Source organism: Streptomyces sp. NPDC047453 (assembly GCF_040643155.1).
GTDB lineage: Bacteria > Actinomycetota > Actinomycetes > Streptomycetales > Streptomycetaceae > Streptomyces.
In genome coordinates this window covers 1-14740 of sequence record NZ_JBEYTS010000112.1, presented here as the reverse complement: position 1 = coordinate 14740, position 14740 = coordinate 1, and the positions used below count along the sequence as shown (strand labels likewise).

At 71.5% G+C, this 14740-nt stretch carries 12 protein-coding genes and 1 pseudogene; 5 read left to right on the top strand and 8 right to left on the bottom strand.

The window, feature by feature from the left end:
- Positions 1–427 precede the first annotated feature (427 nt).
- On the bottom strand, positions 428–1000 hold the full coding sequence (locus ABZ818_RS40075; protein ID WP_361426491.1) for a YceI family protein: 573 nt from the start codon (positions 998–1000) through the stop codon (positions 428–430).
- 305 nt (positions 1001–1305) lie between these two features.
- Here ABZ818_RS40075 and ABZ818_RS40070 point away from each other — a divergent pair, with 305 nt between their 5' ends.
- Positions 1306–1560, top strand: a complete 255-nt coding sequence (locus ABZ818_RS40070) for a hypothetical protein (RefSeq protein WP_361426488.1) — start codon at positions 1306–1308, stop codon at positions 1558–1560.
- A gap of 837 nt (positions 1561–2397) precedes the next feature.
- On the opposite strand, the gene ABZ818_RS40065 is transcribed toward ABZ818_RS40070, so the two are convergent.
- Complete coding sequence (locus ABZ818_RS40065; protein ID WP_361426485.1) at positions 2398–2874, bottom strand: AAA family ATPase; 477 nt, start codon at positions 2872–2874, stop codon at positions 2398–2400.
- A 172-nt stretch (positions 2875–3046) separates the two neighbouring features.
- Between ABZ818_RS40065 and ABZ818_RS40060 the strand changes: the two are divergent.
- The 3 genes and pseudogenes from ABZ818_RS40060 to ABZ818_RS40050 form a co-directional block, all read left to right on the top strand.
- Positions 3047–3258 (top strand): annotated as a pseudogene (locus ABZ818_RS40060) (site-specific integrase); the annotation flags it as partial.
- Positions 3259–3844: 586 nt separating this feature from the next.
- Positions 3845–6025: a SpoIIE family protein phosphatase gene (locus ABZ818_RS40055; RefSeq protein ID WP_361426482.1), complete on the top strand. Its 2181-nt coding sequence runs from the start codon at positions 3845–3847 to the stop codon at positions 6023–6025.
- Between the two features lie 604 nt (positions 6026–6629).
- Positions 6630–6785, top strand: coding sequence for a hypothetical protein (locus ABZ818_RS40050; RefSeq protein WP_361426479.1), 156 nt, complete (start codon positions 6630–6632; stop codon positions 6783–6785).
- A 122-nt stretch (positions 6786–6907) separates the two neighbouring features.
- On the opposite strand, the gene ABZ818_RS40045 is transcribed toward ABZ818_RS40050, so the two are convergent.
- From ABZ818_RS40045 to ABZ818_RS40020, 6 genes are all read right to left on the bottom strand, one after another.
- Positions 6908–7306, bottom strand: a complete 399-nt coding sequence (locus ABZ818_RS40045) for a S8 family serine peptidase (RefSeq protein ID WP_361426476.1) — start codon at positions 7304–7306, stop codon at positions 6908–6910.
- Between the two features lie 148 nt (positions 7307–7454).
- A complete protein-coding gene (locus tag ABZ818_RS40040; RefSeq protein WP_361426497.1) occupies positions 7455–8198 on the bottom strand; it encodes a response regulator transcription factor in 744 nt (247 codons plus the stop codon).
- A 26-nt stretch (positions 8199–8224) separates the two neighbouring features.
- A complete protein-coding gene (locus ABZ818_RS40035) occupies positions 8225–10870 on the bottom strand; it encodes an FtsX-like permease family protein (protein ID WP_361426473.1) in 2646 nt (881 codons plus the stop codon).
- Positions 10867–11574, bottom strand: coding sequence for an ATP-binding cassette domain-containing protein (locus ABZ818_RS40030; protein WP_361426470.1), 708 nt, complete (start codon positions 11572–11574; stop codon positions 10867–10869). The genes ABZ818_RS40035 and ABZ818_RS40030 overlap by 4 nt, the downstream gene beginning before the upstream one ends.
- Positions 11561–12301 (bottom strand): ABC transporter ATP-binding protein, encoded by a 741-nt coding sequence (locus ABZ818_RS40025; RefSeq protein ID WP_361426494.1) that lies wholly within the window; start codon positions 12299–12301, stop codon positions 11561–11563. Before ABZ818_RS40025 ends, ABZ818_RS40030 begins: the two co-directional genes overlap by 14 nt.
- A gap of 5 nt (positions 12302–12306) precedes the next feature.
- Positions 12307–12960, bottom strand: coding sequence for a hypothetical protein (locus ABZ818_RS40020; protein ID WP_361426467.1), 654 nt, complete (start codon positions 12958–12960; stop codon positions 12307–12309).
- 154 nt (positions 12961–13114) lie between these two features.
- On the opposite strand from ABZ818_RS40020, the gene ABZ818_RS40015 reads away from it, so the two are divergent.
- Positions 13115–14440, top strand: coding sequence for a HAMP domain-containing sensor histidine kinase (locus ABZ818_RS40015; RefSeq protein WP_361426464.1), 1326 nt, complete (start codon positions 13115–13117; stop codon positions 14438–14440).
- The last annotated feature ends 300 nt before the right edge of the window (positions 14441–14740 follow it).

The following is a 14740-nucleotide window of genomic DNA, read 5'->3' as shown; positions in this document are numbered from 1 at the left end:
CCACAGAGCTCGAATGGCTCCGGCATGAAGAGTGCTCACCTGCTGGCGGCTACGGACCGTAGTCTCTCTCACGGCCCGATGAATCCCATTAGGCATGAGGTCGGCAACGGCCGTACGCACGGCGCCGCGGTTTGAGGCCGAAATCCTCCCCATCGACTTCCGGCAGACCGAGCACCTCATCCACGCGGCCACGGACACGACCAGCCAATGGCTTGCCGGCGATCGACGCGGCGAGCCCGGCATCATTCACACGGGGGGCCCACCCGTGAATCTGCCGACTGTCCCCTGCCCCAGGCCGGGGTGAGCTGTGAGGCGGGCGGACAGACCTGATCCGGGACTCAGCCGCGTGCGGCCTCACCCCCGCAGGAGGCAGTGCCTCCGGACCGTGGGCGCGGCCCCGACGCTCGCCGAGACCCTCCAGTAGCGGTCACCGAGGCCCGTCCACCGGTTCGAGGCGGGCCACCTCGCACTCCACTCGGACCGCGTCGGCCAGCCGCAGGGCGCCCAAGAACGCGGTGTACGGCTTGATTCCCCACGTGGACTGCGTGATGGTCGCCCAGCCGCGAAACACTCTGCCTCCGTTCCCCTGCCCGTGCACTGTCACCGGACGTGTTCTGCCCTTGATCGTGAGGTCCCCGGCGATCTCGAAGGACTGCGGTGTTCCCGTGACGCGGGTGGAACGGAAGGTGATCGTGGGGTGTTCTGCGGTGTGCAGCAGATCCTTGCCCTCCAGCGTCCGCTTGATCTCGGCCCGGTCGGTATCGGTGAGTGCCTTCAGCCCGCCCGTTCCCTCCAGGACCTTCAACGAGCCCGTCTCGATCGTCACCTCCACCGACGACCTGTCCGGGTCGCCGACGACCAGTACCACCTCCCCGGACCATCGGGCAGCCTCGATCGTGAGGTCGTGCCCCGCCCTGCGGCCCAGCCCGGCACGGCCTGTCCTGATCAGGAGACGAGCAGTCGAGGGGCCGAGCCGGTACGTTCCGTCTGTCAGTGCCACGGCGCCGAGGGTAGGGGATCGCAGCCGGCCGCCCGTCGAGGCGTCCTGGTCGGCGTGTCCCTTACGTAATTCACCTCGTCCGCTAATTCCCCTCGTCCGCGCGCTGCGGTGACGCCGCAGCGGCCGGATGCCCGCGTCGCGGTCACGACGCCCGCCTCTGTCCTGGGATTCGTTGACATCCACACCCCTCAAGGAATAGGACGAAAACCGTAAAAGGCGCATCGATGTGTCTCGTTTGGATCTTGTCGACTCCGAGTCGACCGACGTCAGGTCTCCGACTGCGCATGGCGAGAGGAGGTGAACGCGTGAGCGACGCTGAGCAGGCACCCCAGGAACCCGAGACAGCCCCGAGCGAAGCAGAGACGCCCGAGACGCCCGAGACGCCGGAGGCGCCCGAGACGCCCGAGGAGGCGCCCGAGACGGAAACCGCCGCGGCCGGCGAGGCTGCAGAGCCGGAGGCGGCGCCGGCCGAGGGTGAGCAGTCGGCAGCCGAAGCGGAGGCGCCGACGGCCGAGGGTGAGCAAGCCGAGGGCGGAGGTGAGCAAGCCGAGAGTGAATAAGAGGGCTGAACCCCGGTAAGGCGATCACAGACGCCGACCGTCAGCGCTCCTTCCGTGCGGCCGGAGGAGAACCAGCTCATGCGTTCTCCTCCGGTTGTGTTTTCCGTTCACCGACGACGCCTGCGCGTTGCGCCTCCGGCTCAAGGCCCGCCAGGAGCCGCATGCCTTCCGGGAGTCCCAGAACGACCACCCCGGTGACCTCCTGCCCGTCCTCGGACCGGTACGCGAAGGCGCGGCAAGCCACTGCGGGTAGGAGGTGGGCGCCTTGCTCAGGCCTGTGGGAACCGGTGGAACCCCTTGAAGGTCTGCACATGCTCGCACCGAGTCGAGGTCTTGCGGCTCTTCACTGCGACGCGACGGGCCGCAAGAGACTCACTCTGCGTGATGATGGTCACTGTTTGTGTGTCTGCTTTCTTGATCGCGCGTTGTAGTGAGCGTGAAGAGCAATCGTGACGCCTCGGTGCCATATGGCGTGGCCCTACTGCGTGCGTACTGGCTGGGGAACAGCACCTGTAGCGCGACTAGGCCGCCCTTGGCGGAGCGCATTCGGACGGTGATGGTTGCCCTTGCCGCGGTCACTGTGATCGCCGCGGTGGGGTCTCGCATGGGTCGTGAGCTGTTTTGAGTGTGTATGCACTGTTCGGGTGTCCTCCGGTCCGGTGCTGGCGTGACATCGCCGACCCAGGTTTGACCTGGCCGCAGGATGCTGGCGCGGGCGGGGATCCGGGGGAACAATCGCCGTCCCCGGACGCTGCGCGGCAGCTTGCTCAGGTGCACCGAGCTTCCAGCGGTGCACCTGAGCGGTGCCCCTGCCGCACGTGCGCAGAGCTGGACCTGTCAGAGCCATGAAGACTTCACCAGACTCCGCCTGGCCTGCCGAATGGGCCCGCGGGCCCTCACCGGCCACGGAATACGCGACTCGATTAGGCCTTGGGAGGAGTTACGCGCGGTCGACGGGAAAGTACAGCAGCCTCGGGCGGCCGCCCGCCTGGCCACGAGCTTCTTCCATTCCGCACGGTCCGAGCGCAGCCACAGACCGTGGTCCAGCACGACGTCCCGCCCGGCAGTGAACAGACCGACCAGCTCCTCGCGGACCTCGGCAACCACCGGGGCCTCCAGAGAGAAATACTCCCGCTCCGGATAGTCGACGCCGTAGCGGCCGCGCCTCTCGTGGACCCGCTCGTCCACGGACAGCCGCACCGCCCCGGCCGGCACCAGCCACTGCTTCGCGTACGTGGTCTTGCCCGCCCCGGTCAGCCCGACCAGCAGATACACCACCGGCCCTGACTCCTGACCGGACACCGCCGCCTGCACCAAAGGCTCCTCTCGCCGTGGCTCCTCGGACCAGCCTGCCACCCCCGCCGCCCCGCGCGGCCAGATTGCTGCGCCCCTCACCCGGGAGTCCGCCGTGCCCCATCCGCTCGTGCTCCAGGCCTTGCGCGCCTACGTCCGCCACCTGCCCGACCGCCTCGGCACGCACCAGCTGACCGCCCGCCTGCTGCCCCGGCTGACCGCACGCGCGGGCCGGTGTTCGTCACCCACCGAAGGCCCGGCCCCGGCAAGGTCGTCAGCCCGCGCGACGTCTGCCCGGACACCGGCCTGGTCCGGCTGTCGTACGGCCAGGCCCGCGCCCTGCTCGACGCCCACACCGCGCTCGGCGACGTGCCGGGCACCGTCTGGGACCTGCACGAATGGCGCTGATGGCGAAGTCAAGAAGCCGGAGAACGTGACGGCGCTACTTCCGGTACGTATGCCTGCCGACGTATAGGTACAGCCGCCACCGCCCCGGTGGACGTGTGTAGCACGTCGTCACGGCAGCAGAGCATATTTTCCCTATATGGGCGACGATCGGTATATGGGCGACGATCGGTGTGGCTGGTGCGAAGCTCCACTGCCAGAGTCGGCAGGCCCGGGTCGGCGGTATTGCCGTCAGGCGCATCGGCAGGCGGCCTGGCGAGCCAGGCGTCGCTGGCAGGCTGCGGCGGAGGCACGGCAGGCGCTGGTGTTCGCGGAAGCGGATCTCCTCACGCAGGTGCAGGCCGCAACCCAGCAGGCCAGCGACTCGCGCCCGGGGCGAGGAGCGGAGGGCTGCCATGTTGCCGCGGTGGCGGAGGTGCCCGGGCTGGCCGGGCAGCTGGTGCGCTGTGCCGTGTTGGCGGACCGACGAACCGGGGCCAGCTGGTCGCAGATCGGCGCTTACCTGGGCATCAGCGCGGAGGCGGCCCGAAGTCGCTTCAGGCGCCTGGAGGGATCCTCGTCTGGTACCACTCGGGAGGGTGAGAGCATGCCGGACCTTGCCGGCTTCGGCACTGGCACAGGCTCCGGCGCGCATCTACTCGGCGCCGCTTTGGACCAGTTCATGCGGGAGACAGGCGCCTGTGGGGGCCTCGTATACCTGCTGCTGCCGGGCGAGCGGGTGCTGCGGCTGGCGGTGCTGAGGGGGGTTCCCCGGCAGATCGCCGCGCACTGGACGCAGGTGCCGCTGGCGGCCCGCACCCCGGCGTCCGACGCCGTGCGCGAGCGGCGTCTGGTGTGGATAGGCGGCCAGGAGGAGATGGCTCGGCACTATCCGCAGATGGCGCTCGCGCTGCCCTACCCCTTCTCGGCGGCCGCTGCCCCGATCACCACCGACACCACCGCTTGGGGCGCCCTGGTGGCGCGGTGGCCCAGCTCGCATCCATCGCCGCTGACCCGGCACGAACGCAACGCGGTCCGCGCCTCCTGCCGCCGCATGGGCCTTCTGCTGCGGCAGGCCGCCGACAGCGGCCACCCGCTGCTGCCCGGCTCCGAGCCGCAGGTCCTGGCCCCCCTGCGTGCCCGCGCTCGCGGGCCAACCCAGGAGGCGGCAGCGGCGGACTTCGCCGAGCGCCTGCCCGCAGGATGCTGCACCTTGGACCTTGACGGCCGGATCACCTTCATCACAACCACCGCCGCCGGCCTCCTCGGCGCCAGCGCCGTCGACCTGCTGGGCGTCATGCCCCGGCAGGTCCTGCCATGGCTGGACAACCCAGTCGTCGAAGACCGCTACCGGGCCGCGGTGCTCAGCCAGCAGGCCACCTCCTTCACCGCCCTGCGCCCACCGGACCAGTGGCTGTCCTTCCACCTCTACCCGGACGTCTCCGGCATCAGCGTCCGCATCGCCCCGGCCTCCCCGCCCCCTGCCTCGGAGACGTCAGAGGTTCTGCACCCCGCACCGCCGGCCGCACCGGGCCGGTCGACCGCCCACCACCACCTGATGCACCTCGCCGCCACGCTGACCGAGGCCGTCGGGGTCATGGACGTGATCGACCGGATCGCTGACCTGATCCCGACCGCCTTCGAGGCCCAAGCCCTCGCCCTGATGATCGCCGAGGAAGGCCGGCTGCGGATGATCGGTTACCGCGGCTACACCGCCGAACTCATGGACCGCTTCGACGGCACCCCCCTGGCCTCGGACACCCCTGCCGTGCGTGTCCTGACCAGCGGCGTCCCCAGCTTCTACGCCACCTTCGCGGACCTCAAGCGCGCCTATCCCCCCGCCGTCCTGCAGGACAACAAGGCCGCCTGGGCCTTCCTGCCCCTGATCACCTCCGGCCGCCCCGTCGGCTCGCTGGTCCTCGCGTACGACCGACCGCATCCCTTCACGCCCGAGGAACGAGCTGTCCTCACCTCGACCGCCGGGCTGATCGCCCAGACTCTGGACCGCGCCCGCCTCTACGACGCCAATCAGGCTCTCGCCCACAGCTTGCAAACCAGCCTGCTACCCCAAGCACTGCCCCACGTCCTCGGCCTGGACGTGGCCACCCGCTACCTCCCCACCGCTCACGGCATCGACGTCGGCGGCGACTTCTACGACCTCATTCATCTCGACACCGACCTCGCCGCCGCAGCAATCGGCGACGTCCAAGGCCACAACGTGAACGCCGCCGCCCTCATGGGGCAGGTCCGCACCGCCGTCCACGCCACCGCCGGCGCATCGCCCGGCCAAGTCCTCGCCCGCACCAACCGCCTGCTCACCGACCTCGACCCCGGCCTGTTCACCAGCTGCCTCTACGTCCAGCTCGACCTGGCACGCCACCGCGCCTGCCTGGCCACCGCCGGCCACCCGCCCCCACTCCTGCGCCACCCCGACCTACACACCGAGATCCTCCCGCTGACACCCGGGCTCCTGCTCGGCATTGACCCCGCCGCCGAATACCCGGAGACCAACATCCCCCTACCGCCCGGGGCCGTGCTCGCCCTGTACACCGATGGACTCGTCGAAACCCCCGGCATCGACCTCGATGACGCCACCGCCGACCTCGCCGCCCAGCTCGCACAGGCCCGGGGTCAGACCCTGGACGCCCTCGCTGACACCCTCATCCACCACGCCCAACGGTCCGCCCCCCGCAACGACGACATCGCCCTGCTCCTCATCCAGCCTCTAACACGGCCGCTGACACCAAAGGCCCGCCCGGCTCGGCGGGGCTCGAACCCCCGCAGCTGAGGAAGCTGAAGCCACCGCCGAGGAATCGGAGGAGCCCCCGGCTGGTTCATCCTGATCCCACTCCCCCGCGGCCCCAGCCCGGCCGGGCGGGGCCGCCGCCTGACCACCGAACCGCACACCGGCCGCCCGCTCTCACCCTCGTCACTGGCAGCGACCCCACCGGGCGGGTGTTCGCCCGCCATCGCGATACAAGTCCACTGCCGTGGGGCGACGTTCTGACCGGTCGCTGAATCAGGAGTGCTGGGCCGGGGCGGGCCGTCGCGGCTTTACGCGGCCGGTGCGGGACCATCCGCAGCCGCAGCAGTGTGATGCGGCTGCGGACGGTGGAGGATATCGACGTCCTGCTCGCCAAACTCCACGTTTCCGGGCGCGGCTGGTTTGCTGCCCGGACGATGTGGAGCGCGTACGGGAGACTCTTCACCAGTGCGCCACCGCGACGAGGAGGCCTCGACGCCGACGAGGTCTTCGCCCGGGCCTGGCAGCTCGTGGACTGTCTTGCCCTGGAGCCAGCGGGTTCGAATCCTCCGCAGACCTGGCCTGCTTCTCGGTACTACGCGATGCAGTCACCCAGACGCTGGCCCGGCTGTGGATCAACGGCTACCTCATGGGGCCCATCCCCGTCGGCGCCTGGCCCAATGCCGACCTTACCCGCCTGCTACTGAAGACCCTGGAGCAGCACGCCGACAACCTCACCCTCACCGACGACCTGCGCCGCGCCGGCCTGGACGGCGAGAGGGGCGATCCGTTTCCGGACCCCTGAACACCCGGTCGGTCGCACTGCTCACGCTCGATGCTCTTCTCGGGCCGGCCTGCAAGCCGAACGGCACCGCACCCGCTTTCTCAAGGTGGGTGCGGTGCCGTTCGGCTTGCGCGGGTAGAGACCTACCCGGGCATCGACGCCGCGTAGGGCGACGGGGCCGGGGCGAGCTGCACCCCGGGGGCCAGGCCGAGGGCGACGAGGGCGTCGGGCAGGCCGCGTCCGACGCGGGCGGCCTCCACCGTGCCGTGGGCGGCGAGCTGTCGGCAGCTGGCGGCGATGATCTCGAAGAGGTGCTGCACCCGGCCTGGCCCGCGGGGCAGCAGTTGGCCGTGGAAGTCCTCGTGGTGGGCGAGGACGAGGGCGGCGAGGCCCGCGACATGGGCCGAGGCCGTGGTGGTGCCGTCGAGGGCCGCGTATCCGCCCTGCGGCGCGCACGACGGGACCGCGACACCGGGGGCGGCCGCATCAACGCCGGGGCCGTAGCAGCTGAACGGCGCGGCGAACAGCCCTTCCGGTGTCAACTGCGGGCCCAGTAGCCTCCCTGTCCAGGATTCGGGGTCAAGGCCCCGGTGATCTTCCCCAGTTGCTGGTCGATCCGGCCGCCTGTGATGAGCACCGCAGACGTATGGCGTCGGACGCAGCCCGGCCGGCGGATGCCGTACGGGCCCGTCAGCTGTCCTCGAGCCGGTAGCCGTGCCCGCGCAGGGTGGTGATCAGCGGCAGCCGGACCGGGCGTGGGGAGGAGTCCGCCGCTTTGGCGAGGCGGCGGCGCAGCCCGGCCATCGTGACGTCGAGGGTCTTGGTGGAGCCGAACCAGTTCTCGTCCCATACCTGTGCCATCAGCGTCTCGCGCGCCACGGCCTCGCCCGCGTGCCGGCCCAGTAGGGTGAGCAACTCGAACTCCTTGGGCCGCAGCGGGACGTCCGTGCCGTGCAGGGTGCAGCGGCGGCCCGCCTCGTCCAGGACCAGGTCGCCGAGCGGCACTGGCCCCGGCGGCGGGGAGGCGGCCGACCGGCGACGCAGATGGGCGCGGAGCCGGGCGAGCAGCACGGTCAGGCTGAAGGGTTTGACGAGGTAGTCGTCGGCTCCCGCGTCCAGACCCGCGATGACGTCGATGTCGTCGGTGCGGGCGGTCAGGATGACAATCAGCAGGTCCGGGAAGCGGGCACGCAGGGTGCGGGCGACGTCGAGGCCGTCCATGTCGGGCAGGCCGAGGTCCAGGAGCAGCACGTCGTAGGACCCCTGGGATGCCTGTGTGAGCGCGCCCACGCCGGTACGGCTCCAGGCAGGTGCGTAGCCGTTGCTGCGCAGCCCCGTCTCCAGGTGGCGGCCGATGGTGCTGTCGTCCTCCACGACGAGGACGCCGAAACGGCCGGGGGCTGATGCTGGGGGCGTACGCACGTTCGGCAGCATACGGGCCGGTGCGCCGTTCGGCGTGGTCACAGGTCGCGCAGTTCCTCGACGGCGGGGCGCCGGGCCCGCCACACGCCGTTGAGGGCGGCGGCGAGCACAGCGGCCACGGCTGCAGCCGCGGTCAACGTCAGATAGCCGCCCGGCACCGCGAGGGCGTCCGGCGGTGGGTCGAAGACGCCGGTGAGGACCTTGACCAGCATCTCGGACAGCGCCCAGCCGATCAGCGCGCCGCCCGCGAGGCCGCCCGCCGTCAGCACGACCGCCTCGGTGAGCACCATGCCGCGCAGATGCCGGCGTGTGGCACCCAGCACCGTGGTGATCGCGAAGGTACGGCGGCGCTCGGCGAGCCCCAGTGCGAGGACCAGACCGCCGGCTCCGGCGGCGAGGAGCACCGCGAAGGCCAACTCGATCCGGGTCAGACCGGCCAGGTCGACCGAGGTCAGGCTGGTGCCAACGGTGCCCCGTGTCTGGGTGAGGTCGGTGACGGTGGCACGCGTGCCCAGCCGCTTGCGCAGGTGCGCGGCCACGGCCTTCTGGTGTGCGCCGCCGGTGTCGACCAGGAAGGCGCCGACCGCGTCACTGCCGGTCGCCTTCGCGATGTAGGAGGCGTTGGCGACGAAGAAGCTGTCCTTCGGCGCGGTCGGGAACTCCTTGACGATTCCGGCGTAGTGGAACGGCACCGTGCGCAGCGCCTTGGTCTTCGCGTCCTGGATGCGCAGATTGACGGTGTCGCCCGGGGAGAGCTGGAAGTCACTCACCGTCTCCGCGCTGACCAGCAGGTTGTCGGGACGCTGGGCGAGCCGCCGCATGAGCTGCCGCGCGGTGCCTCCCGAGAAGTACGCGTCCTGCAGCGGGGTCACCGAGGCGATCGAGTCCGGGCGCACGCCGTACAGGTCCTGGAGATCGGAGCCGACGTAGGCGAACCGGTGCTGGAGCGGCTCGACGTGGCGGGCGCCGGGGACTGTGAGGGACGCCGCGGCACCGGGAGGCGTCTGTGCTCCCGGGGGCTCGGTGACGGTGACGTCGGCGCCGTTGGTCAGGCGTGCGTCCACTTCCGCCTGCTGCTGGTATGTGGAGTTGAAGACCGACGTAGACACGGCGAATGACACGGCGAGTGCCAGCAACACGATCGAGCGGGCTAGCGGGCGGCTGCGCCGGGCGAGGACGGCCGCTGTCGTCCCGGCGAGCGCCGACGTCAGCGGACGCGCGAGCCGGGCCAGCACCGGGCGGCCGCGGGTGAGGGCCAGGAGCGTGAGCCGCCACAGCAGCAGAGCAGCCCCGGTCCACAGCAGCGCCGGACCCAGGAACGCCCAGTAGGACACGGAGATGTTCGGCACGCCTTCGGGGGCGAGGACGAGTGCGTACTGGTTGCCGGACGAGGCACGGAAGACCAGCCATGAGCCGACCAGCAGCATGAAGTCCAGACCGGTCCGCATCCACCAGGGCGAACCAGTGCGGTGCGCGGTCCTGCGGGTGTCGGCGACCGTCACGGTGCGCAGGTCGCGCACGGCGGGGACGAGCACCGCGCCTGCGGCAACCGCCGCACCGAGGACGAACGCGGCGACGTACCAGACGATCCATGTGCCGGCGCTCGCGCCGAACGAGGCCGCCCCGAAGGCGAGCCAGCCGGTCAGCGCCGCGAGACCGAGGCCGGCAAGCCCGCCGACGACGCCGACGAGCGCCGCCTCCAGGCTCGCCAGGGACACGATCTGCCGGGGTCGGAGGCCGCGCAGCCGCAGCAACGCCTGTTCCTGGCGGCGCCGTTCACCGCCGGCGCCCGCGACCGCGGCGGTCAGCGAAGCAGCGAGCACCGCGCCGGGCACGCCGAGGAAGAGGAAGAGGATCTGCGCGTACAGGGCGTCCTGGCGGGCGGAGTCGAGCGCGGCCCCCAGATTGTCGCCCACGAGCACCGAACCCGTGCCCAGGGCCTCCAGGTTGTGGGCTGCGCGGGTCACCGAGGTGAACGCGGCGGCCGGGTCGTGGGGCAGCGCGGCGCCGCGGGCGACGTGGATCTGCGTGGTGAGGGAGGTGGCGCCCCCCGTCAGCGAGGCCAACTGCGCGGCGGGCAGGAGCAGCACGTTGTCGGGTGGCGCGGTGGGCTGTGACTGGGTGGGCGCGCCGACCTTCTGGAACAGCGAGTCGGCCTGCGGGAGGTCGATGACCCCGTCCACGCGGACCTGGCGCACGCCGATCGTCCCGGGCAGCCGGATGCCGACCGTGGTGCCTGGGGCCGCGTGCAGGTTCGAGGCGGTCTGCTGGGCCAGCAGCACGCCGGTGGGGCGGCCGGTGAGCGAGCGGATCTCGCCCGGGAAAAGGGTCTGGTAGCCGTCGGGGAGGCCGAGGACCATGCCGGGGCCCGTGGTCTGGGTGCTGCCCTGCACGGTGGCCGTGAAACCGCTGCTGTGCGCGAGGCTGACCGGGACGGCGGAGCGTACGCCCGGTGTCTTGCGGACCAGTGACAGGGCCGCGTTCGGGTCGGCGCCGGTCTGCACCTCGACCTGCCAGTCCACGGCGACCGAACGCACCGCCCGCTGTGTCATGGTCGCCTTGGACGCGGTCAGGAACGAGCCGAGCGCGGCGACAAGGGCGATGGCGAGCGCGATCCCGGCCATGGCGGCGAGGAGGCGCCCGGTGCGGTGACGGACGAGGCCGCCCGCCCATGAGGTGATCATGAGTGCTCCCGGGGACTGACTGTGGTCTGCTCTGCCGGCTCGGTGGCGGTGCCGTCGGCCGGCAGCAACCGGCCCTCGCGCATCGTCCGCCGCGCGGTGAGGCGTGCGGCGACGGCCGGATCGTGTGTGGTGACGACGAGGGCCGCACCCGTCCCGTCGGCCGCCCTCAGGAGCGCGTCCAGGACCCGGCCGCCGGTCGCGTGGTCCAGCCGCCCCGTGGGCTCGTCGGCCAGGATCACCCGCGGGGCCTGCGCCAACACCCGGGCTGCGGCCACGCGTTGGGCCTGGCCGCCGGAGATCTCCTCCGGCAGCCGGTCGGCCAGATCGGCCGCGTCCACCCGGGCAAGCGCGACCAGGGCAGCCTCGCGTGCCCGGTCCTCGGGCACCCCGCTGAGCACCAGCGGCAGCGCGGTGTTCTCCACGACGTCGAGAGCCGGGATCAGGCTGTCACTCTGGAAGACCAGCCCGATGTCCCGCGGCCCGGTCAGTCCGGGCCAGGCCACCGTGCCGCTGGTGGGCCGTTCGAGTCCGGCCAGCAGATGCAGCAGGGACGACTTGCCCGACCCCGAGCGCCCTACGATCGCGATCCGGTCCCCGCTGCGGATCCGCAGCGCCGCCCCGTGTACAGCCACGACCGCGTTCGGGCCCCGGCCGAAGGTGAGTGCGGCGTCCTGGCAAGCGATCAACACGTCATCCGGAGACACCGCGCACCTCCTGAAGGCCCGTGTCGCAGAAGTCCGCCCCGTTCTCGGCGACCTGCGTCGCCCGCCCGTCGTCCAGCCTGATCACCCGGTCCGCGATCCGTACCGCCTCCGCGCTGTGCGTGACGACGAGCACCGCGCAGCCGTCCTCCGCCCGATCGCGCAGCATCTGCAGGACCAGCTGCTCGGTGCCGCCGTCGAGTTCGCCGGTCGGCTCGTCCGCGAGCAACACCGCGGGCGAGTTGGCCAGCGCGACAGCCAGCCCGGCGCGGGCCAGCTCCCCGCCGGACAGCTGCCGGGGCAGCGCATGCCGGCGCTCCCCCAGCCCCACCTGGTCCAGCAGCCGCTCGGCAGAGGCGGCGGGCCGGCCACGGAGGGCGCCCTGCGCGAGGCGCACGTTGTCGCGCACGCTCAGATGGGGCAGCAGATTGCGGGTCTGCAGCAGAACGCCGATGTGCCGGGCCCGCAGCCGAGCGCGCTCGGTCTCGGACCGGTGGCTGATGCGGACGCCGTCCACATGCACCTCGCCGCCCGACGGCTCGTCGAGCCCGGCCAGACAGGACAGCAGCGTGGACTTGCCGGCCCCGGACGGACCGACCACGGCGACCGTCTCGCCGCGCGCCACCCGCAGCGACACACCGCGCAGCGCGAGCGTCTCCTCCTCGCCGGCCCGGAAGAAGCGGTACAGCTCGCGGGCCGTAAGGGCGTCGTCGTACGACCGTACGGGCATCGCGCTCACCGCCAGCCGAAGGAGTCGCTGACGATGCGCCACGGGTCCACGTTGTCGGCGTTCACCGGACCGGACAGGATGAGGTCCACCTCGTGGCCCTGCCGGTAGAAGGCGTACCGCTCGAACGCGTCCCGCACGACCTTGCCAGTGACCGGGTCCGCGGCGGAGTCGCCCTGGTAGGTCAGCAGCACGGCGGTGCCCGCCCTGCGCTGCACCACGCTCACCTTCGGGTTCGCGAACTTCGACACCTGGCCGTGCAGTTGAGGAACGACGGTGTTGGTGACCGAGCCTTCGGTGGGCGCGGTCGTGGCGGTCGCGGCGGAGATCTGGATGCGGTTCAGCTTGTCCGTGAACACGGTCGTCGCGCCGTTCGTCGTCCGGGCCCAGCCCTCGGGCACCTTCACCGTGAAACCGGTGAAGCCGCCGGACGGCCGGTAGGCGACGAACGCCTGGTTGTCGGGGATGTCGCCGGGCGGATTGGACTCGGTAGGCGCCGCGGCGTTCGGCGCCGAACCGGTCGACGACGTCTTGTCCGGGGTCGAGGCCGGATTGTCCGACGTCGTACCCGAGCCGGACCCGGACCCCGATCCGGAACACCCGGCGGTCAACGCCGCGCAGAACACCAGCCCCACGATGGCGGACGTCCGTACACGTGTCATGGTCGCTTCCCTCCAGAAGGCGCCTGGGACCGGACGGTCACGTCCCAGACGCTAGGAGCGGCCCGGTTAACGGCCCGCGCGCCGACGGTTAGACGACGGTAAAACCGTGGGCCGGGTTTCGTACGGCCTGGTGGACGACCCGCATGATGAAGGCATGAGACAGCGTGTGGAGCGGGTGGCCCTTACCGCCGTCCTAGTTGCCCTCGTCCTCCTCGCCGTCCCCCTGGCTCTCGCCATCAGGTCCTCCCTGTACGCCGACCAGCGGGACGCGCTGGAACGGGCGGCCCTGGCCGCAGCCGTCCGCGTGAACCCGGACTACCTGACCGGTGACCCGCCGGAGCTGCCCGCGACCGCACCGGGGCAGCGCCTCGGCCTGTACGACCCGCAGCTGCGGCTGCGCGCGGGCACCGGACCACGGACCGGCGACGACACGGTCCGCCGGGGGCTCGGTGCCAGAGTGTCCCGGTCGACGACGGACGACGAGCTCGTCGCCACCGTGCCCGTCTCCCATGCCGAGCAGGTCATCGGGGCCGTCCGTGCCTCCTCACCCGCACAGGACGTACGCAACCGCGTGCTCGTCGGCTGGGCGGCCCTGGCGGGTGCGGCGGTGGTCGCACTCACCGTCGCCGTCCTCGTCGCCCGTCGGCAGGCGCGTGTGCTCGCCGCGCCCCTGGAAGACCTCTCGCGTCACTGCCGGGCCGTCGCCGCGGGCAATCTGACCGCGCGGGCCGCGCCCAGCGCCATCGCCGAGGTCGACCAGGTCGCCCGCACGCACAACGACATGCTGCACAGCCTGTCCGAACTCCTATGCCACGAGCGGAACTTCAGCGCCAACGCCTCCCACCAGCTGCGCACCCCGCTCACCGGCCTGCAGCTCACCCTGGAGGCCGGACTCGCGCAGGGGGACACCCGCCCCGCGCTTCAGGAAGCCCTGGCCGCCACCCGCCGGCTGCACGAGACCGTGGAGGAGGTGCTCCGGCTGTCGCGCTCCGCCGGCCTGCCCCGACCTGCCGCGCCGGACCGGCCTCTGGGGGAACTCGTGGCACAGACCGAGAGGCGGTGGCACGGGCTCTTCGCCCGCGACGGCCGGCGGCTGGGTTTCGCCGCCGAGGACGTACCGGACGACGTCCGCGTCCCGGGCGGGCCCGTCGCCGAGATCCTCCACGTACTGCTGGACAACGCGCGCGTCCACGGACACGGAACCGTGCGCGTCACCGTCCGGGACCTCGACGACGCCCTCGCCTTCGACGTCGCCGACGAAGGCACGGTGGACGGCGACGGCGAACGGCTGTTCGAACGCGGCCTCTCCAGCGACAGCGCAGGCACAGGCATCGGCCTCGCCCTCGCCCACGATCTCGCCGTCTCCCTCGGCGGGCGCCTCGTCCTGGCAGGCGGCGCACCCACCACATTCACCCTGCTGCTGCCCGTACACCGGGAAGGGGCCAGCCCTCAGAACGACGCTGGGCAGGGCAGGCCCTGAGGGCAGGCCATCCGAACGATGCGGCTCACGGGCTGCGCGTAGAGGAGCACGATGACTCCGCGACAAGGAGACGTTTCGGTATCCCCGCATCGGTCAGCAGTCGGCCAAGGGCATCGAGGCGCTCGTCCTCGCTCAGCGCGGTTCGCCGCGAGATCTTCGAGCCTCGGCAGCGGCGGCTCTGCATGGCCTAGCTAGTGGGTTTCGTTTAGCCCCGGTTATTCAGCGGAATTGGTCGGGCTGACGCCCTGACAGCAGAAAGGTGCCGCTGACCTGCGAGGATGCGAGTGTCTAGATCGTATC

Coding starts and splice junctions, on each gene's coding strand:
- ABZ818_RS40015 (WP_361426464.1), top strand. CDS start 13,115: ATGAGACAGCGTGTGGAGCGGGTGGCCCTTACCGCCGTCCTAGTTGCC.
- ABZ818_RS40055 (WP_361426482.1), top strand. CDS start 3,845: ATGCCGGACCTTGCCGGCTTCGGCACTGGCACAGGCTCCGGCGCGCAT.
- ABZ818_RS40040 (WP_361426497.1), bottom strand. CDS start 8,198: ATGCTGCCGAACGTGCGTACGCCCCCAGCATCAGCCCCCGGCCGTTTC.
- ABZ818_RS40050 (WP_361426479.1), top strand. CDS start 6,630: ATGGGGCCCATCCCCGTCGGCGCCTGGCCCAATGCCGACCTTACCCGC.
- ABZ818_RS40025 (WP_361426494.1), bottom strand. CDS start 12,301: ATGCCCGTACGGTCGTACGACGACGCCCTTACGGCCCGCGAGCTGTAC.
- ABZ818_RS40020 (WP_361426467.1), bottom strand. CDS start 12,960: ATGACACGTGTACGGACGTCCGCCATCGTGGGGCTGGTGTTCTGCGCG.
- ABZ818_RS40035 (WP_361426473.1), bottom strand. CDS start 10,870: ATGATCACCTCATGGGCGGGCGGCCTCGTCCGTCACCGCACCGGGCGC.